This is a genomic window from Citrobacter sp. BDA59-3 (assembly GCF_015167655.1).
Taxonomy (GTDB): Bacteria; Pseudomonadota; Gammaproteobacteria; order Enterobacterales; family Enterobacteriaceae; genus Phytobacter; species Phytobacter diazotrophicus.
In genome coordinates this window covers 1,528,766-1,550,661 of sequence record NZ_CP063427.1, presented here as the reverse complement: position 1 = coordinate 1,550,661, position 21,896 = coordinate 1,528,766, and the positions used below count along the sequence as shown (strand labels likewise).

Sequence of the window (21,896 nt, the reverse complement as noted above, 5' to 3'; positions counted from 1 at the left end):
CGGGCGGAAAACCCGCGATAATTTAGCAGAATGTTAACAAACTCAAATAGACAAAACTACTTCACACACTGGTACAACTTAGCTCGTATTTTCTCTTTTACATGAGAAAAACGTTACTAAGGTTTAAAGTCCAGTGGCGCATTTTTAAACACTTCGTAAACCGCCTGGCTTGGTGGCTTAGGAATTTTTGCCTGGCGTGCCGCTACCAGTGCAGCCTGACAAAGTGCAGGATCCCCACCTTCAGACTGAATGTCTTTCAGTGTACCATCCGGGCCAAGTTTTATACGTAACGTACAAACCTTGCCAGTAAAGGACGGATCCATATAAAACTTGCTCTCAATGGCCGATTTGATCATACCCGCATAGTTGCTGATATCAGCCCCGGACGCACCATTATTTTTCGTGTTACCACTACCGGCGGCGGCGGCATTAGCCCCTTTTGCACCACCACCAGTTTTCGGCGCATTCTTACCGGAACTCAGGTCGCCCAGCAGATCGTCAACGCCTGACGCGGCAGCCGCTTTCTCTGCAGCCGCTTTCTTGGCTGCAGCAGCTTTCTCGGCAGCGGCTTTCTTGTCGGCAGCCGCCTTCTCAGCAGCGGCTTTCTTATCTGCAGCGGCCTTCTCAGCAGCAGCGGCTTTTTCAGCGGCGGCTTTCTCTGCCGCTGCCTTCTCGGCAGCCGCGGCTTTTTCAGCGGCGGCCTTCTCTGCTGCGGCTTTTTTCGCAGCGTCCGCAGCCGCTTTCTTCTCAGCATCCTGCTGAGCTTTCTTCGCGGCTTCGGCTTCGGCTTTCTTCTGAGCATCGGCTGCAGCTTTGGCCGCTTCAGCTTCGGCTTTTTTCTTCGCATCAGCCGCCGCTTTAGCTGCATCAGCTTCTGCTTTTTTCTGTGCATCTGCCGCCGCTTTCTTCGCGGCTTCCGCGGCTTCTTTTGCCTGTGCATCCGCTTTCGCTTTTGCATCAGCAGCGGCTTTTGCCGCAGCTTCTTCCGCCTGTTTCTGCGCTTCCTGCGCTTTCTTCGCGGCGTCTTCTGCTTTTTTCTGTTCAGCGGCCTGCTCACGAGCAGCTTCTTGCGCCTGCAAACGTTCCTGCTCAAGCTGTTTTAAGCGCTCCTGCTCGGCAGCCTGTTTTTCACGCAGTTCTTCTGCCTGCTGCTGGGCCTGCTTGTCACGTTGCTCTTGCGCACGCTTTGCGCTGGCCTGTTGCTGCTGCTGACGGTTGTAATTCTGGACAACGGCACCGGGATCGACCATTACCGCATCAATAGAAGAACCGCCGCCGCCACCCGCAGAAGCATCAATATTTTCATCAAACGAACTCCAGATCAGCAGTGCAACCAGAATCACATGCAACACCGCCGAAATGATTATCGCTCGTTTAAGTTTGTCGTTTTGTTCGGTTGCCTTTGACACTCTCGGTTCCCAAAAACTGCCGCCTGTTAAGCCGGTGATCAGATAGGCTGCGTCATCAAGCCAACCGATTTAACACCCGCGCTGTGTAACAGGTTTAGCGCTTTAATGATTTCATCGTAAGGCACTTCTTTTGCGCCACCGATCAAGAAAACGGTTTTCGGATTTGATTGCAGGCGACGCTGCGCTTCTGCAATCACTTGCTCTGGCGGTAGCTGATCCATGCGATCTTTTTCCACCACCACGCTGTATTGTCCGACACCGGAAACCTCAATAATGACCGGAGGATCGTCATTGGTGCTGACGGTTTTCGACTCTGTCGCATCCGGCAGGTCAACCTCCACGCTCTGGGTGATGATCGGTGCGGTTGCCATAAAGATCAGCAACAGCACCAGCAGCACGTCCAGCAGCGGAACAATATTGATTTCGGATTTGAGGCCACGACTGTTACGGCTGCCCCGTCCACGCGTTCTGGCCATGGTTTACCCCTTGTTGCTCTCGGTGCTGGTAAACGCCTGACGATGCAGAATAGCCGTGAACTCTTCCATAAAGTTGTCGTAGTTCAGCTCCAGTTTGTTCACGCGCTGGTTCAGGCGGTTGTAGGCCATTACCGCCGGAATCGCTGCGAACAGGCCGATTGCGGTGGCGATCAACGCTTCGGCGATACCTGGCGCAACCATCTGTAAGGTTGCCTGCTTCACCGCACCCAGTGCGATAAAGGCGTGCATGATCCCCCACACCGTACCAAACAGACCAATATACGGGCTGATGGAGCCGACGGTACCGAGGAAAGGAATATGCGTTTCCAGGTTTTCCAGCTCGCGGTTCATCGAAATGCGCATCGCCCTGGATGCCCCTTCGACAATCGCTTCCGGCGCATGGCTGTTGGCACGGTGTAAACGCGCAAACTCTTTGAACCCGCTGTAGAAGATTTGTTCCGAACCCGTCAGGTTATCACGACGCCCCTGGCTTTCCTGGTACAGACGCGACAGTTCAATGCCCGACCAGAACTTGTCTTCAAAGGCTTCCGCTTCACGACCGGCTGCGTTGAGAATGCGCGTTCGCTGGATAATGATGGCCCAGGATGCGATTGAAAAACCAATCAAAATCAACATGATAAGTTTGACCAGAAGGCTAGCCTTCAGGAACAAATCAAGGATGTTCATGTCAGTCACTGCTTAAACTCCGCGACAATAGACTTGGGAAGCGCACGAGGCTTCATTAAGAGTGGATCAACACAGACAATCAGTACCTCAGCTTCGTTCAGAACTGTGTTCTCTGCGTTGACGATCCGCTGCGTGAAGACCAGAGAGGTCCCGCGCATTGATGTAATTTCCGTTTGGACTTCGAGCATATCGTCGAGTCTGGCGGGCGCAAAATACTCCAGCGTGAGCTTGCGTACCACGAATGCGACACGCTCGGCCAGCAAGACTTGCTGGCTAAAGTGATGGTGGCGCAGCATCTCAGTGCGTGCTCGTTCATAAAAAGCCACGTAGCTGGCGTGGTAAACCACACCACCGGCGTCGGTATCTTCGTAATAGACACGAACCGGCCATCGAAACAGCGTTGTATTCACTTTACATCCCGGTAATGCAATTAAATTGTGTCCTGTCATGGTTCGCGAATGGCGCTGATGAACAATGGCAGGACTCAACCTCAAGTTAGAGCTTTTAAACTTCGCTACTATACGCGCGGGGAAGATGGTTTGGAATGGGTAGAAGTAAACGGAGAGTAAAAATATATGGGCTTTTGCAAGCCCATATCATAAGCGGAGATTTCTTATTCAAAAGAAGAAGAAAATCAAACCTGCCAGCATTACGAGGTCTGCGATCAGCGGGCAAAAAATGCCTTGCCAGTGTATCGCGCGGGGACGGAATCCTACCCCATGAATCACACCAGCGCAGACGGCCCACATCAGCAGAAAGCCATGCCAGATTTCCAGGTCGCTGGTCTTTGCCGCGAAGCGCGAGGGATCCCAAAAGATACAGCCTGCCAGCACTAATGCCATAATTAAGGAAAGCGCCCTTAACGGGCGCTTATCCATTACCGCATAAAGTTTCGCGATAATCTCGTTCATCAATGCTCTTCTTGCTTACCGGCTTTCAGCGCTTCCACGTGTTCAAATGCCAGCGCCGTAATCACTCCAAAAGCACAGGCAAGAAGCGTTCCTAAAATCCATGCGAAATACCACATTATCAGCTCCTTACTTAGTACAGAGAGTGGGTGTTGCTTTCGATGTCTTCTTTCGTAATACGACCGAACATTTTCCAGTAACACCAGGCGGTGTAAATCAGGATGATCGGTACGAAGACCAGCGCCACAAAGGTCATCAGGTTCAGGGTCATCTGACTGGAGGTAGCATCCCACATGGTCAGACTAGCGTTCATCATAATGCTTGACGGCATGATGAACGGGAACATCGCGATACCCGCAGTCAGGATAATGCAGGCCAGCGTCAGTGAAGAGAACACGAACGCAAGTGCGCCTTTTTCCGCACGCGAAGTCAGCACCGTCAGCAGCGGCAACACCACACCAAGTGCAGGAATCGCCCACAATGATGGGATGTTATTGAAGTTTGCCAACCAGGCACCGGCCTGACGCGCCACTTCTTTATTCAGCGGGTTGGAAGCAGCATGGTGATCCATGGCGGAAGTCACAACATAACCATCAATACCGTAGACCACCCACACCCCTGCCAGCACGAAGCAGATCGTAGTAACCAGTGCAGCAACCTGCGAAGTAGTACGTGCACGCAGATGCAGTTCACCCACCGTACGCATTTGCAGATAGGTTGCGCCCTGGGTGATGATCATCGCCACGCTTACCACACCGGCCAGCAGACCAAACGGATTGAGCAACTGGAAGAAGTTCCCGGTGTAGGTCAGACGCAGATATTCATCGACGCTGAACGGTACGCCCTGCAGCAGGTTGCCAAAGGCAACACCAATGACCAGCGGCGGCACAAAGCTACCGATGAAAATGCCCCAGTCCCACATGTTGCGCCAGCGGCTCTCTTCGATCTTAGAGCGATAGTCAAAACCTACCGGACGGAAGAACAGAGAGGCCAGCACAAGGATCATCGCCACATAGAAACCGGAGAACGCGGCGGCATAGACCATTGGCCAGGCAGCGAACAATGCACCACCCGCGGTGATCAGCCATACCTGGTTACCGTCCCAGTGTGGTGCGATGGAGTTGATCATCACACGGCGTTCGGTATCGCTACGACCCAGGAAACGGGTGAGCATGCCCACCCCCATGTCGAAGCCGTCGGTGACGGCGAAACCGATCAGCAGAATGCCAACCAGCAGCCACCAGATAAAACGTAATACTTCATAATCGATCATTTGACGACTCCTGTCTTAGCGTGCCGGCTGAGAAGCCACAGTGGACTGCTCGTAATGATAGCGGCCAGTTTTCAGGCTGCTTGGGCCCAGGCGTGCGAACTTGAACATCAAGAACATTTCAGCCACCAGGAACAGGGTATACAGACCGCAAATCAGGATCATCGAGAACAGCAGGTCGCCTGCGGTCAGGGTCGAGTTCGCCACAGCGGTCGGCAGCATTTCACCGATAGCCCACGGTTGACGACCGTACTCCGCCACAAACCAGCCGGATTCGATAGCAATCCACGGCAGCGGGATGCCATACAGCGCAGCACGCAGCAGCCATTTTTTCTCGCCGATGCGGTTACGGCAAACGGTCCAGAACGACACGGCGATGATGAACAGCATCAGCACGCCACACGCCACCATAATACGGAAGGCGAAGTACAGCGGCGCCACACGTGGAATGGAGTCCTGCGTTGCCTGTTTAATCTGCGCTTCGGTCGCATCCGCCACATTCGGCGTATAGCGTTTGAGCAGCAAGCCGTAACCCAGGTCTTTCTTCACGTTGTTGAACTCATCGCGTACGGACGGGTCTTTCGAACCGGAACGCAGTTGCTCAAGCAGGTGATACGCTTTCATACCGTTACGGATACGCTCTTCATGCTGCACCATCAGGTCTTTCAGGCCGATAACCGGCGTGTCGACAGAACGGGTAGCGATGATGCCCAGCGCGTAAGGGATCTGGATGGACATATGGTTTTTCTGCGCATCCTGGTCCGGAATACCAAACAGGGTAAACGCAGCCGGTGCAGGTTGGGTTTCCCACTCTGCTTCGATGGCCGCCAGTTTGGTTTTCTGCACGTCACCCATTTCGTAACCAGATTCATCACCCAGTACGATAACGGACAGTACAGCAGCCATACCGAAGCTCGCCGCGATAGCAAAGGAGCGTTTCGCGAACGCGATGTCACGACCGCGCAGCAGATAGTAAGAGCTGATACCGAGGATGAAGATAGCACCACAGGTATAGCCAGAGGCCACGGTATGGACAAATTTCACCTGAGCAACCGGGTTGAGTACCAGTTCGGCGAAGCTGACCATTTCCATACGCATGGTTTCGAAGTTGAAATCTGCAGCAACCGGGTTTTGCATCCAGCCGTTTGCCACAAGGATCCACAACGCGGACAAGTTGGAGCCCAGCGCGACCAGCCAGGTCACTGCCATATGCTGTACTTTGCCCAGACGATCCCAACCGAAGAAAAACAGACCTACAAAAGTGGACTCGAGGAAGAAGGCCATCAAACCTTCAATGGCCAGTGGCGCACCGAAGATGTCCCCAACGTAGTGAGAATAGTAGGACCAGTTAGTCCCGAACTGGAACTCCATGGTCAAACCAGTGGCCACGCCCAGTGCAAAGTTGATACCAAACAACTTGCCCCAGAACTTGGTCATATCTTTATAAATCTGTTTGCCGGAGAGGACGTAGACCGTTTCCATAATGGCCAGTAAGAACGCCATACCGAGCGTCAGTGGCACAAAAAGGAAGTGGTACATCGCGGTCAAGGCAAACTGCAAACGTGACAGTTCGACTATATCTAACATCATGACTCCTTGCTCATCGCATGAAGACTCCGAGAGTAAACCTCGTCAGCGAAGGTTTACGCGCATGCCCCAATACAAAAGTTGTTGCACTTTTAAATCATCATCAGCAATAACGTTGATGCTGATTCAAAAAAGTTACAACTACGTTAATAAAAAACCCAAATTGATCTCTCGAATATATTACTCCGCAAACCCCTTACAATAAAAAGGTTTTTATTGTGTTTGTTTTACGTTTTTCGACAGTGATCAATTTATACTGAATTTAGCAGTTTTAAGCCAATTTGATCGGCGACAATTTAACTATTTTTGATGCCTTTTCCAAGCTTTTAAATATTGATTTAAATCAATTTCATCAGTTTCTGTTAATTTTGTAGACACGACATCCTTTTAGTAAAAAAGGTGTTAACAATATGTATATCTTAACGCAAATAACCGTTATCAAACGGTCGCGAAAGAGAAATAATTACCCGCTTATTTAACGTTTAATCCTGGGTGTGCATTGCGGCTTGCAAAAAGGTCCGATCGCTCAGGTAAAAAGAGGCGATTTTATTCCCCTCATTTATTTCACAATAATTTCACTTTCAGGAAAAAATATTTAACACCACAAGGTTACTATTCAATAAAAAAGGCCGCGCAGTGTTACGCAGCCTTAAGTAAAAATCTAACAGGAACGGCTTATTAACATTCCTCAAGGTTATGATTGTTGGCTTTCCGCGTTAATTTGTCTCAACAATTCCAGAAGCGCATCCACATCCTGCCGCTGTGTGCGCCAGGATGAAACACTGATACGTAGCGCTGGTCTTCCCTGCCAGCGGGTAGTGCCAAACCAGGTTTTACCCGAGGCTTGTGCCGCAACCAGTACGGCCTCCGTTTGCGCGTCACTTCCACAACGAAACAGCACCTGATTAATCACCACACGGTTTAGCACCTCAAACCCAAGCTGTTTCACCCCCTCGCTGATGACACGCGCCAGCATACAGTGTCTGTCGACCATCTCGCGTACCCCCTCACGACCCAGCACGCGCAGCGCCGCCCAGACCGGGATTCCTCGTGGGCGACGAGAAAACTCCAGCGTCAGATTCTTCTGCGCATCGGCACTGGCGCTCATGTAGACCGCATCGCTGTTCATCGCCCCGGCCAGAACCTGAGGATCGCGACAAATGACCATCGCGCAATCATAAGGCGTGTTGAGCCACTTATGGGCATCGGTGGTCCAACTGTCAGCCAGTTCAATGCCCTGTGTCAGCGCCGCCTGTGATGACGCGCGAGCCCAGAGGCCAAAGGCGCCGTCAACATGGACCCATGCCCCTGCCGCGTGGGCCCGTGGGATAATCTGCGCGAAAGGATCAAACTCACCTGTATTCACCTCCCCTGCCTGCAGGCAAAGTATAGTGCGGGCATCAAGCGGCGGCAGTTGCTGCACGTCAACCCGCCCGAAAGCGTCTACTGGCGCAATAATCAATCGCGACATACCGAATCCCAGAATACGCAGCGCCTTTTTCACCGTGATGTGAACCAGTTCGGAGACCACCACTTTGATTTCCGGCGCGCCGGACAACCCGTCGTTGTCGATATCCCAGCCTTCACGTGCCAGCAACTCACGGCGCGCTGCCGCCAGAGCGGCTAAGGTACATGCCGTTGCGCTGGTGCCAAAACCAACGGCGCTTTCACGCGGCAAGTCCAGCGCTTCCAGCACCCAGCGGCCCGCAACACGTTCCACCGTGTCGGCAACCGGTGAGTTCAGAAACGACGACGCGCACTGATCCCAGGCGACCATTAACCGCTCAGCCGCTGAGGCGGAAGGCAATGTCGCCCCCACCACGAAACCAAAATAACCCGGCCCGTTCGATGCTGTAGTCGCAGGTGAACCGATATCATCCAGCAGAGCCAGCGTCTGCTCAGCCGATTCCCCTGCCTGCGGTAGCGGTTCATCAAACGCGCTTAGCGCGGCGATAGCATCAGCATCAGGAAAAACGCGTCGCGTGCTGTTCCCCTCCAGATAACGTAAGCCGCGCGCATCAGCCTCAGCCAGTAGTTCCCGTTCGTTCATCTCATTACCCCTGTTGTCTTAATTCTCATCTGGCATCAGATGCCGCGTTAACGCCCATATCATCAGCGCCAGTAGACTTACCGTCGCCCCTAATAAACAGACCCCCTGCCAGCCATAGTGAGCAAATACCGCAGTGGTCGCGATAGCCCCTACCCCACTTCCTGTGGCGTAGAACAGCATATAGAGGGCAATCAGCCGCCCGTGTGCCGCTGACGTGCGCAAAATCATGCTCTGATTGGTAACATGCAGCGCCTGCCCACCCAAATCCAGCAGCACAATCCCTGCCAATAACAGTGCCAGGGAATGCTCAAGCTGTGACAAGGGCCACCATGCCAGCAATAGCAGCACCAGCGCATAAAAACTGGTGCGCTGCCCATGACCGCGATCGGCATCGCGCCCGGCTCGGGTCGCGGCAAGGGCTCCCGCCACACCGGCAAGCGCAAACAGCCCAATCACTGTATGTGAAAAACCATAGGGAGGCGCACTTAGCGGGAGCACCATCGCACTCCAGAAAATCGTAAAGGCGGCAAACATTAACAACGCCAGCACGCCGCGAATTTGCAATACGCGATCGGTACAGAGTAATGTCAGCATCGAGAACAGAAGTTGTCTCGCACTGACGGATTCGGGATGCACACCAAAGCGCGGCAGTTGTCGCCAGAGCAGCGGCAGCAGTACCAGCATCATTAACGCAGAAGCGCCATATACTGCGCGCCATCCCGCCAGATCGCTCACCACGCCGGCAAAGACACGCGCCAGCAGCAAACCGATAAAAACACCGCTCTGGGCCGCGCCGACCACCCGCCCACGCTCCTGAACATCGGCAGCACTGGCCGCACAGGCGATAAGCCCCTGCGTCATCGCCGTACCGAGCAACCCCGTCGCCAGCATGCCCACCAGCAAAACCCAGGCAGATTGCGCCATCACAACGATACCAAGCGCAGCAATCAGCGCCAGCAGTTGCAACAACATCAGGCGCCGTCGCTCCACAATATCCCCCAACGGCACCAGCAGCAGTAATGCCAGCGCACAGCCCACCTGCGTTGCGGTAACCACACCGCCCACCGCAGCCTGACTGATGGCGAAGTCCCCTGCCAGCATGTCGAGCAGCGGTTGCGCGTAATAAACATTTGCCACACTCAGCCCACTGGCGATGGCAAACAGCAACACCAGGCTACGCGGCATCGCTGTCGGTTTCATGGTTTCACTGCATAGGGGTGCAGCAGGCATACTGCATATCTTTTCTTTCATAGCTCAGCCTGGTTGCAAAAGAAAACTAGTTGAAGCGTAAATAAACCAGTTTTAAAATGCAACTTGAAAGTTTTTCACGAGGCCAGGCTATGACATCTGAACGCTCCCCCGCTTACCAGCCCTGCCCGGTCGCCCGGTCAGTCGATATCATTGGCGATCGCTGGGCGCTGCTTATCGTGCGCGACGCGTTCGACGGCGTGCGGCGTTTTGGCGATTTTCAGCGTGGCCTGGGGATGGCGCGCAATATTCTCACCGACCGTCTGCGTAAGCTGGTCGAGGCGGGGATTTTCGCCACCCAGCCTGCGTCTGACGGCACGGCGTATCAGGAGTATGTGCTGACGCCAAGAGGGCAATCGCTCTTTCCGGTTATCGTCGCATTACGCCAGTGGGGCGAAGGCAATCTGTTTGCCCCGGGCGAACCGCATTCGTTACTGGTGGATACACGCACCGGTGAGGCCATCCCTGCGATGGCCCCGGTCGCGCCTGACGGCCAAACATTGACCGGTGAAAACACCCGCGTGCGTAAAATCGGCGCATAAAAAAAGGCCGCTCTTTTCGGAGCGGCCAACCATGTCGAACATATTACAGCCCCTTTCAACGAGGGGCATTGAGTCTTATTTGATAATCGCTTTCAGCGCTTCGCCGATATCGGCCAGGCTGCGGACTGTTTTCACGCCAGCGGCTTCCAGAGCGGCGAATTTCTCATCAGCAGTACCTTTACCGCCAGCGATGATGGCGCCCGCATGGCCCATACGCTTGCCTTTCGGCGCGGTCACGCCCGCGATGTAGCCGACAACCGGCTTGGTCACGTGCTCTTTGATGTAGGCAGCCGCTTCTTCTTCCGCGCTGCCGCCGATCTCACCGATCATGACGATCGCTTCGGTCTGCGGGTCTTCCTGGAACAGCTTCAGGATATCGATGAAGTTAGAGCCCGGGATCGGGTCGCCGCCGATACCGACACAGGTAGACTGGCCGAAGCCGTAGTCGGTGGTCTGCTTAACCGCTTCATAGGTCAGGGTACCGGAACGGGAAACGATGCCCACTTTACCCGGTTTGTGAATGTGACCCGGCATGATGCCGATTTTGCATTCGCCCGGGGTGATCACGCCTGGGCAGTTCGGGCCGATCATGCGCACGCCCGCTTCGTCCAGTTTCACTTTCACAGTCAGCATATCCAGGGTCGGGATACCTTCGGTGATGGTGATGATAAGCTTAATGCCCGCGTCAATCGCTTCCAGAATGGAATCTTTGCAGAACGGCGCCGGAACGTAGATCACGGTCGCGGTAGCGCCGGTCGCTTCAACGGCTTCGCGCACGGTGTTGAACACCGGCAGGCCCAGGTGCGTGGTGCCGCCTTTGCCTGGCGTCACGCCGCCAACCATTTGCGTACCGTAAGCAATCGCTTGTTCGGAGTGGAAAGTACCCTGGCTTCCGGTGAAACCCTGGCAGATAACTTTGGTGTTTTTATCAATTAAAACGGACATTATTTCCCCTCCACTGCGGCAACGACCTGCTGCGCTGCATCCGTCAGACTTTTCGCTGCAATAATATTCAGGCCGCTGTCAGCCAGACGCTTCGCACCCAGCTCCGCGTTGTTACCTTCCAGACGAACGACAACCGGTACGTTAACACCCACTTCTTCTACCGCGCCGATGATACCGTCGGCAATCAGGTCACAGCGAACGATACCGCCGAAGATATTAACCAGAACGGCTTTCACGTTTTCGTCAGAGAGGATGATTTTGAACGCTTCGGTGACGCGCTCTTTGGTGGCGCCGCCGCCCACGTCGAGGAAGTTAGCCGGTTCGCCGCCGTGCAGTTTAACGATGTCCATGGTACCCATCGCCAGGCCCGCGCCGTTAACCATGCAACCAATGTTGCCGTCCAGCGCGACGTAGTTCAGTTCCCACTGCGCCGCCTGCGCTTCACGCGGATCTTCCTGAGACTGGTCGCGCATTTCGCGCAGATCCGGCTGGCGGAACAGTGCGTTGCCGTCAGCGCCCAGTTTGCCGTCCAGGCAGATCAGGTCGCCCTGCTTGGTGATCACCAGCGGGTTAATTTCGATCAGCGCGAGGTCGCGCTCCAGGAAAATGGTCGCCAGGCCCATGAAAATCTTAGTGAACTGCTGAACCTGCTTACCTTCCAGGCCCAGTTTGAACGCCAGCTCGCGCCCCTGGTACGGCATTGGGCCGGCCAGCGGGTCAAGGGCGACTTTGTGGATAAGGTGCGGAGTTTCTTCCGCCACTTTTTCGATTTCTACGCCGCCTTCGGTAGACGCCATGAACACAACGCGACGGGAGCTACGATCAACAACAGCGCCCAGATAAAGCTCTTTGCCGATGTCAGTGGCTGCTTCAACCAGAATCTGGTTGACCGGCTGGCCATTGGCGTCTGTTTGATAGGTCACCAGACGTTTGCCAAGCCAGTTTTCCGCGAACGCGCGAATATCTTCTTTGCTGTTAACAACTTTTACACCGCCCGCTTTACCACGGCCACCTGCGTGTACCTGGCACTTCACTACCCACGGACCCGCGCCGATTTTGGACGCAGCCTCTTCCGCTTCACGCGGCGTCGTGCACGCATAGCCTACAGGAGCAGGCAAACCGTAACGGGCAAAAAGCTGTTTTGCCTGATATTCATGTAAGTTCATGTGTTCTATCCATCCTTCATTAGACTTGTTACGCCGGACGGCGCTGCGCGTATCCGGCTTACAATGCAGGTGTTCGTTTTTGTAACCCGGCAGCATTACGCCGCCGGGCAAAGGACACTACACGTCCAGCAGCAGACGTGTCGGATCTTCCAGCAGCTCTTTAATCGCCACCAGGAAGCCAACGGATTCGCGACCGTCAATCAGGCGGTGATCATAAGAGAGCGCCAGATACATCATGGGCAGAATTTCAACTTTGCCATCCACTGCCATTGGGCGGTCTTTAATGGCATGCATACCCAGAATTGCGCTCTGCGGTGGGTTGATGATTGGCGTAGACATCAGCGAACCAAACACACCGCCATTGGTAATGGTGAAGTTACCACCGGTCAGGTCTTCAACAGTCAGCTTGCCGTCGCGCCCTTTCACCGCCAGATCTTTAATGCGTTTTTCAATGTCGGCCATGCCCAGGGTATCCACATCGCGCAGAACCGGGGTCACCAGGCCACGCGGCGTAGAGACCGCCATGCTGACATCGAAATAGTTGTGGTACACCACATCGTCACCGTCGATAGAGGCGTTCACTTCCGGGTAGCGCTTCAGCGCTTCCACCACCGCTTTTACGTAGAAGGACATAAAGCCAAGGCGGATGCCATGACGTTTTTCAAAGGCATCGCCGTACTGCTTACGCAGATCCATAATCGGCTTCATGTTCACTTCGTTAAAAGTCGTGAGCATGGCGGTGGAGTTCTTCGCTTCCAGCAGACGCTCTGCCACACGTTTACGCAGACGGGTCATCGGCACGCGTTTTTCAGAGCGGCCCGCCAGTTGCGGTGCAGCAGGTGCTGCAGCCGGCGCGGCAGGTTTACTTTCTTCTTTTTTCGCCGGTGCTTTCGCCAGATGTTTTTCAATATCTTCGCGAGTCAGACGGCCACCGACGCCGGTGCCTTTAATGGCGCTGGCTTCAAGATTATGCTCGGCCAGCAGGCGACGGATAGCCGGGCTGAGCGCGTCGTTGTTTTGCTCTTCGAGAGACGCCTGCTGGCGCTGAGCCGGGGTAGACTCTTTGGCGTCAGATTTTGCGCTGCTCTCTTTGCCTGCGCTGTTACCTTCGCGCAGGCGGCCCAGAATCTGGCGTGACGTTACGGTAGTGCCTTCATCTTCCAGCACTGCGTCCAGAATGCCGTCTGTCGATGCCGGTACTTCCAGTACCACTTTGTCAGTTTCGATTTCTACCAACACTTCATCGCGTTGGACGGTATCGCCCGGTTTTTTGTGCCAGGTCGCAACGGTCGCGTCAGCAACGGACTCAGGCAGGTCGGGTACAAGAATATCTACGCTACTCATTATTTATCCTTTAATTAATCGACGTTCAGCGCGTCATTGACCAGAGCTTGTTGCTGTTTCTGGTGAACGGACAGATATCCTACCGCTGGCGAAGCGGAGGCCGGGCGACCTGCATATTGCAGGGCTGCCCCAAACGGAATCACTTCTCGCAGATGATGCTGGCTGCAGTACCATGCGCCCTGGTTGAGCGGCTCTTCCTGGCACCAGACAAAATCCTGTACATGCGCATACGGTTTCAGCGCTTCCTGCACCGACTGGTGCGGGAACGGATACAACTGCTCAATCCTGACAATGGCGACGTCTTTCTGATCATTCTTACGACGCTGTTCAAGCAGGTCATAATAAACCTTACCAGAACACAGAACGACGCGCTTAACCCCTTTCGGATCAAGGGCGTCTATCTCACCGATCGCGGGCATAAAGGTGCCATTCGCCAGTTCATCGAGACTGGAGACCGCCAGCGGGTGGCGCAGCAGCGATTTCGGCGACATGACAACCAGCGGACGGCGCATACCGCGCAGCGCCTGACGACGCAGCATGTGGTAAACCTGTGCCGGGGTTGACGGTACACAGACCTGCATGTTTTGTTCAGCGCACAACTGCAGATAACGCTCCAGACGCGCGGAGGAGTGCTCCGGCCCCTGGCCTTCGTAACCGTGCGGCAGCAGCATCACCAGACCACACATACGGCCCCATTTCTGCTCGCCGGAACTGATGAACTGGTCGATAACCACCTGAGCGCCGTTGGCAAAGTCACCGAACTGCGCTTCCCAAATGGTCAGGGTACGCGGCTCTGCGGTGGCGTAACCGTACTCAAACGCCAGAACCGCTTCCTCAGAGAGAACGGAGTCCCAGACTTTGAACGGCCCCTGGCTATTGTGGACGTGATGCAGCGGCGTATAGGTTGAACCGTTGGCCTGGTTATGGATGACCGCGTGACGATGGAAGAACGTGCCGCGACCAGAATCTTCACCGGACAGACGGACGGAGATACCTTCGTCAACCAGTGTCGCATAGGCCAGGTTTTCCGCGCCGCCCCAGTCGAACAGTTTCTCGCCCGACGCCATCGCCTGACGGTCGTTGTAAATTTTTGCAACGCGGGCCTGCATTTCGATGGATTCCGGCACCGTACTGATGCGTTTGGCCAGTTCCTGCAGGCGCTTCATTTCGACCTTGTTCGGGTAGCTCTCATCCCATTCGTGGTTGAGGTACGGCGACCAGGTAAAAGAGTGCATATTCATCGGACGCCACTCTTTCACGACACACTCACCGGCATCCAGTGCGTCACGGTAGAGGTTCACCAGTTCGGTCGCGTCTTCCAGCGTCGCAACACCGTCATGCTCCAGCTTGTCAGCATAAATTTTGCGCGGGGTCGGATGCTTTTTGATTTTCTGGTACATCAGCGGCTGAGTTGCGCTCGGCTCGTCGGCTTCGTTATGGCCATGACGGCGATAGCAGACCAGGTCGATGAACACATCGCGTTTGAAGGTATTGCGGAAGTCCAGCGCCACACGGGTAACGAAAGCGACGGCTTCCGGGTCATCCGCGTTAACGTGGAAAATCGGTGCCTGCACCATTTTACCGATATCGGTACAATATGGCGTGGAGCGCGCATCAAGCGGGTTAGAGGTGGTGAAGCCCACCTGGTTGTTGATGACGATACGCACGGTACCGCCCACTTCATAACCGCGCGCTTTGGACATGTTCAGGGTTTCCTGAACCACGCCCTGACCTGTAACGGCCGCATCACCGTGAATCGTGATTGGCAGAACTTTGTTGCTGCTCGGCTCATCCAGGCGGTCAAGACGTGCACGCACGGACCCCATTACTACCGGGCTGACGATTTCAAGGTGCGACGGGTTAAACGCCAGCGCCAGGTGCACAAGCCCACCCTCGGTTTCAATATCGGATGAGAAACCCATATGGTATTTCACGTCACCCGTACCGAGGTGCTCTTTATGTTTACCCGCAAATTCGTCAAACAGATCCTGCGGTTTTTTACCCAGCACGTTAATGAGCACGTTCAGACGACCGCGGTGCGCCATACCCAGCACCACTTCGCGCGTGCCGCTTTTACCGGCATGGCGAATCATCTCTTTGAGCATCGGCACCAGCGCATCGCCGCCTTCCAGCGAAAAGCGTTTCGCGCCGGGGAATTTCGCGCCCAGATAACGCTCCATCCCTTCTGCCGCCGTCAGTTCGCTGAGGAAGCGTTTTTTCTCATCAGCGGTAAAGGAGGCTTTGCCAGCAACGGATTCGATACGCTGTTGGATCCAGCGTTTTTCTTCGGTGCTGGTAATGTGCATATATTCAGCACCGATGGAGCCGCAGTAGGTTTGTTTCAGGGCTGCGATCAAATCGCCAAGCTGCATCGTGTCTTTGCCGATGGCAAAAGAACCTACGTTGAACGTCTCCTGGAAGTCTGCCTCGGTCAGGTCATGGAATGACGGGTCGAGGTCTGCAACGCGCTCTTGTTGCCACAGTCCCAGCGGATCGAGATTGGCCTGCTGGTGACCGCGGAAACGATAGGCGTTAATGAGCTGCAGGACTTTTACCTGCTTCGCATTGGTGTCAGGGTCAGAAATGGAGGAAGAGTAACGTGAGGCATCCTTCGCCAGACGACGAAAATAATCACGTGTTTTGGAATGGAATTGATCCGGTTTCACTCCGGTGCCCGGTAACTCTTCAAACATGGAACGCCATGTCGCATCTACCGAGTCAGGATCGGTTAAGAAGTCTTCATAGAGCTGTTCTATCCAGCTCTGGTTCGAACCAGAGAGGTAAGAAGAGTCCAGCCAGGCTTTCAAAGCGCTGTTCTGCATCGTGATCCCTTAAGCATTGTTATGCTTACTTCGCCGTGGATAACTACAACGCGCGCGGCAGGGCGCACACGTCCCGGGGTTCACTTGCGAGCTCTTCTCTTTGTTGGCCCGCGAAGGAACCTTTAAAAACTGTCTGAATATTTTCCCTCACCCCTGCCCTCTCCCGGAGGGAGAGGGGGAAGAACGTGCGGCAGTTTTTAAAGGTCTCCTGCAATCTATTCCCTCTCCCCTTGGGGGAGAGGGTTAGGGTGAGGGGAAAAGCGCCCCTCTGACTTATGCGCTACGTTGCAACAACATCGACTTGATATGGCCGATGGCGCGCGTCGGGTTCAGTCCCTTCGGACAGACACTGACGCAGTTCATAATGCTATGGCAGCGGAATACGCTGAAAGCATCACTCAGCCCTTCCAGGCGGTTATCGGTCTCGGTATCACGACTGTCAATCAGGAAGCGATACGCGGCCAGCAGACCGGCTGGACCGATAAACTTATCCGGATTCCACCAGAACGACGGACAGGACGTGGAGCAGCATGCACAAAGGATACATTCGTACAGCCCATCGAGTTTTTCACGCTGTTCGGGCATCTGCAGATGCTCACGCGCAGGTGGATTTTGCCCATTATTCAATAAGTAAGGCTTAATCTTCTCATATTGGGCATAGAATTGCCCCATGTCCACAACCAAATCACGGATTACCGGCAGCCCCGGCAGTGGGCGAATCACAATCTTCTGCTTACCGTTGCCCAGCGCCGACAGCGGCGTAATACACGCCAGACCGTTTTTCCCGTTCATGTTGAGGCCGTCTGAACCGCATACCCCTTCGCGACAGGAGCGACGGAAAGAGAGACTCGGGTCTTTTTCTTTTAGCTGCATCAACGCATCGAGCAGCATCATGTCACGCCCTTCTTCCCCTTCCAGGGTGTAATCCTGCATGCGCGGAGCGTCGTCAACATCCGGGTTATAGCGATAAATTGAAAACTCGAATTTCATATTCCTGTCTCCGCATTAGTAAGTACGAATCTTCGGCGGGAAAGCCGGACGCAGTTTCGGTTCCATGTTGACGCTACGGCGCGTCATGGATTCCGTCTCTGGCAGATACAGGGAATGGCACAGCCAGTTTTCATCATCACGTTCCGGGAAGTCGAAGCGGCTATGCGCGCCACGGCTCTCGGTACGGAAGTTGGCAGATACCGCCGTTGCGTACGCGGTTTCCATCAGGTTATCCAGCTCCAGACATTCAACACGCTGGGTGTTAAATTCACTCGAGGTGTCATCCAGACGGGCATTTTTCAGGCGTTCGCGAATGACTTTCAGTTGCTCAAGACCTTTCGCCATCGCGTCGCCTTCACGGAAGACCGAGAAGTTATGCTGCATACATTCCTGCAACGCTTTACGAATGGTCACCGGATCTTCACCTGAACGGTTGTTGTTCCAACGGTTGAGACGCTCCAGCGAACCTTCAATGTCAGATTCACTCGCATCGCGCAGTACGCCCTGCTCAGCGATAGACTCTTGCAGATGCAGACCTGCCGCACGACCAAAGACCACAAGGTCAAGCAGGGAGTTGCCTCCCAGACGGTTGGCACCGTGCACCGATACGCAGGCAATTTCGCCCACTGCGAACAGGCCTGGGATCACCACATCTTCGCCCTGCGCGTTCACCGTCAGCGCCTGACCGGTCACTTTGGTCGGGATCCCGCCCATCATATAGTGGCAGGTCGGGATCACCGGGATCGGCTCTTTTACAGGATCGACGTGCGCAAAAGTACGGGACAGCTCCAGAATGCCAGGCAAACGCGACTCCAGCACCTCTTTACCGAGGTGGTCGAGTTTCAGTTTGGCGTGTGGCCCCCACGGACCGTCACAGCCACGACCTTCACGGATTTCAATCATGATGGAACGTGCCACCACATCACGACCCGCCAGGTCTTTTGCGTTCGGCGCATAGCGCTCCATGAAACGCTCACCATGTTTGTTTAAGAGATAGCCGCCTTCACCGCGGCAACCTTCGGTGACCAGCACCCCCGCCCCGGCGATACCGGTCGGGTGGAACTGCCACATTTCCATATCCTGCACCGGCACACCGGCACGCAGCGCCATACCAACGCCGTCGCCGGTATTGATGTGCGCGTTGGTGGTGGACTGGTAAATACGACCTGCGCCGCCCGTTGCCAGTACGGTCGCACGGGCTTTGAAGTAAACCACTTCACCGGTTTCAATGCACAGCGCGGTACAACCGACGACTGCACCATCCTGGTTTTTCACCAGATCCAGCGCGTACCACTCGGAAAAAATAGTAGTGTGGTTTTTAAGGTTTTGCTGATAAAGCGTATGCAATAACGCGTGACCGGTACGGTCAGCCGCCGCTGCGGTACGTGCAGCCTGCTCGCCACCGAAATTTTTCGACTGGCCGCCGAACGGACGCTGGTAGATGCGACCGTCATCGAGACGCGAAAATGGCAGGCCCATATGTTCCAGTTCCAGAATGGCTTCCGGACCGGTTTTACACATATATTCAATGGCATCCTGGTCGCCGATGTAATCGGAACCTTTTACCGTATCGTACATGTGCCATTCCCAGTTATCTTCGTGGGTATTGCCCAGCGCTACCGTAATGCCGCCCTGAGCGGATACAGTGTGAGAACGGGTTGGAAAAACTTTAGAAAGCAGCGCACAGGTCTGGCCGCTTTGGGAAATTTGTAACGCCGCGCGCATACCTGCGCCGCCTGCGCCAATAACGACAGCATCAAATTCTCTGACTGGCAGTTTCATCACACACCCCACACCACAACGAATCCATAAATAACGTAAGCCGCGAGTGCAACGACAATAGCCAGTTGCAGAATCAGACGCACAGCCAGCGGTTTAACGTAGTCGGTCAACACCTGCCACATGCCAATCCAGGCATGAATCAAAATGGAGAACAGTGCCAGCAGGGTGAAGACTTTCGTGAAGGCGGATGAGAAGAAGCCTGTCCAGACTTGCCAGGTAATATCGCCAGTGATAGCGAAAAAACCGACCATATAGATGATATAGAGCGTCAGGACGATTGCGGTAGCACGGACCAGAATGAAGTCATGTACGCCGTTGCGTCCTAATGCGGAGGCGTTGCTTACCATACGAGGACTCCTGCGAGAAGTGAAAGCACGACAGTAATTGCAAATGACACGTTGGCGGAACGTTTTCCTGCCTCAAAAGTTTCTTCCAGCCAGCCAAAATCCATCAGCATGTGGCGAATACCGCCAACCGCATGGTAAGCCAGTGCAGTCAGAATGCCCCACAAAATGAATTTAACAAAAAAACCACTCATAATAGCGGAGGCAGACTGGAAGCCTTCTTCGGATGACAGCGACAGGCCCAGTAACCACAGCAGGATACCGACCGCCACAAAGGTGATGACGCCGGAAACGCGGTGAAGAATGGACGCTATTGCCGTAACAGGAAACCGGATCGTTGCGAGATCCAGATTAACAGGTCTTTGTTTTTTCACATTTTTTATCATGAATAACGCCCACATGCTGTTCTTATAGTTTCCTTCCTCCGGTCTGCTTGCGGGTCAGACAGCGTCCTTTTCTATAACTGCGCGTAATGCAAAATTTCAGCTTCCAGATGCGAAACGACAGGTTACAACGCTGGGTGGCTCGGGATTGCAGGGTATTCCGGAGACCTGGCGGCAGTATAGGTCGTTCACAAAATCATTACAATTATCCTACATATAGTTTGTCGGGTTTTATGCTGAACAGTGATCAGGGTCACGATAACAACATTATTTTAAAATTTAATCATCTGATTTGACAAAAGTTAAACATTCTTGTTACAAACTTCATCAGAAGAGAGATATAATTCGCAAAAGTTATGGGGTCTATCTTTCACCTGCAAATAAGTTATGCAACAGTGTGATGAAGTTGACCGAATTAATCAGGACAGTTATTAGTGATAGCAGGTTTGACAAAATCCGACTGCTAAGAACCTGATTTGTTGCTGTTTTGACTGTACTTTCAATGTGTACCTGCTAGCGCCCATCGCTCTGTACCCTGGTTTTTCCTCTCATCAGAGCAGCGAGCCAAATAATAATCTGGTAGCGTTAAAAGGCAGTTTGAATGCAAATCCGGTAACAGGTAGTCTTAAGCAATAAGGCGCTAAGGAGACCGTAAATGGCTGATAAAAAAGCAAACATCACCTATAATGGTGACGCTGCTATTGAACTGGATGTGCTAAAGGGCACGCTCGGTCAGGATGTTATTGATATCCGTAGTCTCGGTTCAAAAGGTGTATTCACTTTTGACCCAGGTTTCACCTCTACCGCATCATGCGAATCCAAAATCACCTTCATTGATGGCGACGAAGGTATCCTGTTGCATCGTGGTTTCCCGATTGACCAACTGGCCACCGATTCCAACTATCTCGAAGTCTGCTATATCCTGCTGTACGGCGAAAAACCGACGCAGGAGCAATACGATGAGTTCAAACTCACCGTCACTCGCCACACAATGATTCACGAGCAGATTACCCGTCTGTTCCATGGCTTCCGTCGTGACTCTCATCCGATGGCGGTTCTGTGCGGCGTCACCGGCGCGCTGGCGGCGTTCTACCATGACTCTCTGGATGTGAACAATCCGCGTCACCGTGAGATTGCAGCCTTCCGCCTGCTGTCTAAAATGCCGACCGTGGCAGCGATGTGTTACAAATATTCTATCGGTCAACCTTTCGTTTATCCGCGTAACGACCTCTCCTACGCCGGTAACTTCCTGCATATGATGTTCGCCACTCCGTGCGAAAGCTACGAAGTGAACCCGGTGCTGGAACGCGCAATGGACCGTATTCTGATCCTGCACGCTGACCATGAGCAGAACGCCTCGACTTCCACCGTCCGTACCGCAGGCTCCTCTGGCGCCAACCCGTTTGCCTGTATCGCTGCGGGTATTGCCTCCCTGTGGGGACCGGCGCACGGCGGCGCGAACGAAGCCGCACTGAAAATGCTCGAAGAGATCAGCACCGTTAAACACATTCCGGAATTCCTGCGTCGCGCCAAAGACAAGAACGATTCGTTCCGTCTGATGGGCTTCGGTCACCGTGTCTACAAGAACTATGACCCGCGCGCGACCGTTATGCGTGAAACCTGCCACGAAGTATTGCGTGAGCTGGGTACCAAAGACGATCTGCTGGAAGTGGCAATGGAACTTGAGCATATCGCGCTCAACGACCCGTACTTCATCGAGCGTAAGCTGTACCCGAACGTGGACTTCTACTCCGGTATCATCCTTAAAGCGATGGGCATTCCGTCTTCCATGTTTACCGTTATCTTCGCGATGGCGCGTACCGTGGGCTGGATTGCGCACTGGAACGAAATGCACGACGACGGCATTAAAATTGCCCGTCCGCGTCAGTTGTACACCGGTTATGAAAAACGCGATTTCAAAACCGATCTCGAAAAGCACTAAG

At 54.0% G+C, this 21,896-nt stretch carries 20 protein-coding genes; 2 read left to right on the top strand and 18 right to left on the bottom strand.

All coding sequences use genetic code 11. The annotated features are described in order from the left end of the window. Positions 1 to 116: 116 nt before the first annotated feature. The 10 genes from tolA to IP582_RS07180 all read right to left on the bottom strand — a co-directional run bounded on the left by tolA (position 117) and on the right by IP582_RS07180 (position 9,587). Entirely contained in the window at positions 117 to 1,409 is a 1,293-nt protein-coding gene (gene tolA, locus IP582_RS07225) for a cell envelope integrity protein TolA (RefSeq protein WP_193795517.1), read from the bottom strand. 38 nt (positions 1,410 to 1,447) lie between these two features. After that, positions 1,448 to 1,885, bottom strand: coding sequence for a colicin uptake protein TolR (gene tolR, locus IP582_RS07220; RefSeq protein ID WP_041852068.1), 438 nt, complete (start codon positions 1,883 to 1,885; stop codon positions 1,448 to 1,450). A 3-nt stretch (positions 1,886 to 1,888) separates the two neighbouring features. Then, positions 1,889 to 2,581, bottom strand: a complete 693-nt coding sequence (gene tolQ / locus IP582_RS07215) for a Tol-Pal system protein TolQ (protein WP_090081892.1) — start codon at positions 2,579 to 2,581, stop codon at positions 1,889 to 1,891. Next, complete coding sequence (gene ybgC, locus IP582_RS07210) at positions 2,578 to 2,982, bottom strand: tol-pal system-associated acyl-CoA thioesterase (protein ID WP_041852070.1); 405 nt, start codon at positions 2,980 to 2,982, stop codon at positions 2,578 to 2,580. The genes tolQ and ybgC overlap by 4 nt, the downstream gene beginning before the upstream one ends. Positions 2,983 to 3,189: 207 nt before the next feature. Beyond that, positions 3,190 to 3,483, bottom strand: a complete 294-nt coding sequence (ybgE, locus tag IP582_RS07205) for a cyd operon protein YbgE (RefSeq protein ID WP_041852071.1) — start codon at positions 3,481 to 3,483, stop codon at positions 3,190 to 3,192. Further along, positions 3,483 to 3,599 carry a cytochrome bd-I oxidase subunit CydX gene (gene cydX / locus IP582_RS07200; protein ID WP_064572420.1) on the bottom strand — a complete coding sequence of 39 codons (117 nt, stop codon included), beginning with the start codon at positions 3,597 to 3,599 and terminating at the stop codon, positions 3,483 to 3,485. The genes ybgE and cydX overlap by 1 nt, the downstream gene beginning before the upstream one ends. Before the next feature lie 14 nt (positions 3,600 to 3,613). Continuing rightward, the gene (gene cydB, locus IP582_RS07195; RefSeq protein WP_041852072.1) at positions 3,614 to 4,753 is read right to left on the bottom strand and encodes a cytochrome d ubiquinol oxidase subunit II; all 1,140 of its coding nucleotides are present in this window, start codon (positions 4,751 to 4,753) and stop codon (positions 3,614 to 3,616) included. A 15-nt stretch (positions 4,754 to 4,768) separates the two neighbouring features. Continuing rightward, a complete protein-coding gene (gene cydA, locus IP582_RS07190; RefSeq protein ID WP_041852073.1) occupies positions 4,769 to 6,337 on the bottom strand; it encodes a cytochrome ubiquinol oxidase subunit I in 1,569 nt (522 codons plus the stop codon). A 694-nt stretch (positions 6,338 to 7,031) separates the two neighbouring features. Continuing rightward, a complete protein-coding gene (locus tag IP582_RS07185) occupies positions 7,032 to 8,387 on the bottom strand; it encodes a pyridoxal-dependent decarboxylase (protein ID WP_193795516.1) in 1,356 nt (451 codons plus the stop codon). An 18-nt stretch (positions 8,388 to 8,405) separates the two neighbouring features. Further along, positions 8,406 to 9,587: an MFS transporter gene (locus tag IP582_RS07180; protein WP_228007948.1), complete on the bottom strand. Its 1,182-nt coding sequence runs from the start codon at positions 9,585 to 9,587 to the stop codon at positions 8,406 to 8,408. 140 nt (positions 9,588 to 9,727) lie between these two features. Here IP582_RS07180 and IP582_RS07175 point away from each other — a divergent pair, with 140 nt between their 5' ends. After that, on the top strand, positions 9,728 to 10,177 hold the full coding sequence (locus IP582_RS07175; RefSeq protein ID WP_193795514.1) for a helix-turn-helix domain-containing protein: 450 nt from the start codon (positions 9,728 to 9,730) through the stop codon (positions 10,175 to 10,177). A 75-nt stretch (positions 10,178 to 10,252) separates the two neighbouring features. Here IP582_RS07175 and sucD read toward each other — a convergent pair whose 3' ends face one another. From sucD to sdhC, 8 genes are all read right to left on the bottom strand, one after another. Then, complete coding sequence (sucD, locus tag IP582_RS07170; protein ID WP_193795513.1) at positions 10,253 to 11,122, bottom strand: succinate--CoA ligase subunit alpha; 870 nt, start codon at positions 11,120 to 11,122, stop codon at positions 10,253 to 10,255. Beyond that, positions 11,122 to 12,288: an ADP-forming succinate--CoA ligase subunit beta gene (sucC, locus tag IP582_RS07165; protein WP_193795512.1), complete on the bottom strand. Its 1,167-nt coding sequence runs from the start codon at positions 12,286 to 12,288 to the stop codon at positions 11,122 to 11,124. Before sucC ends, sucD begins: the two co-directional genes overlap by 1 nt. A gap of 117 nt (positions 12,289 to 12,405) precedes the next feature. Beyond that, a complete protein-coding gene (odhB, locus tag IP582_RS07160) occupies positions 12,406 to 13,632 on the bottom strand; it encodes a 2-oxoglutarate dehydrogenase complex dihydrolipoyllysine-residue succinyltransferase (protein WP_193795511.1) in 1,227 nt (408 codons plus the stop codon). Between the two features lie 14 nt (positions 13,633 to 13,646). After that, positions 13,647 to 16,454, bottom strand: coding sequence for a 2-oxoglutarate dehydrogenase E1 component (gene sucA / locus IP582_RS07155; protein ID WP_041852079.1), 2,808 nt, complete (start codon positions 16,452 to 16,454; stop codon positions 13,647 to 13,649). Between the two features lie 273 nt (positions 16,455 to 16,727). After that, positions 16,728 to 17,444: a succinate dehydrogenase iron-sulfur subunit SdhB gene (gene sdhB, locus IP582_RS07150; protein WP_041852080.1), complete on the bottom strand. Its 717-nt coding sequence runs from the start codon at positions 17,442 to 17,444 to the stop codon at positions 16,728 to 16,730. 15 nt (positions 17,445 to 17,459) lie between these two features. After that, positions 17,460 to 19,226 carry a succinate dehydrogenase flavoprotein subunit gene (sdhA, locus tag IP582_RS07145; RefSeq protein ID WP_041852081.1) on the bottom strand — a complete coding sequence of 589 codons (1,767 nt, stop codon included), beginning with the start codon at positions 19,224 to 19,226 and terminating at the stop codon, positions 17,460 to 17,462. Further along, positions 19,226 to 19,573, bottom strand: a complete 348-nt coding sequence (gene sdhD / locus IP582_RS07140; RefSeq protein ID WP_041852082.1) for a succinate dehydrogenase membrane anchor subunit — start codon at positions 19,571 to 19,573, stop codon at positions 19,226 to 19,228. The genes sdhA and sdhD overlap by 1 nt, the downstream gene beginning before the upstream one ends. Then, positions 19,567 to 19,971, bottom strand: a complete 405-nt coding sequence (sdhC, locus tag IP582_RS07135) for a succinate dehydrogenase cytochrome b556 subunit (RefSeq protein WP_047371241.1) — start codon at positions 19,969 to 19,971, stop codon at positions 19,567 to 19,569. The genes sdhD and sdhC overlap by 7 nt, the downstream gene beginning before the upstream one ends. Before the next feature lie 637 nt (positions 19,972 to 20,608). On the opposite strand from sdhC, the gene IP582_RS07130 reads away from it, so the two are divergent. Next, a complete protein-coding gene (locus IP582_RS07130) occupies positions 20,609 to 21,895 on the top strand; it encodes a citrate synthase (RefSeq protein ID WP_041852084.1) in 1,287 nt (428 codons plus the stop codon). The last annotated feature ends 1 nt before the right edge of the window (position 21,896 follow it).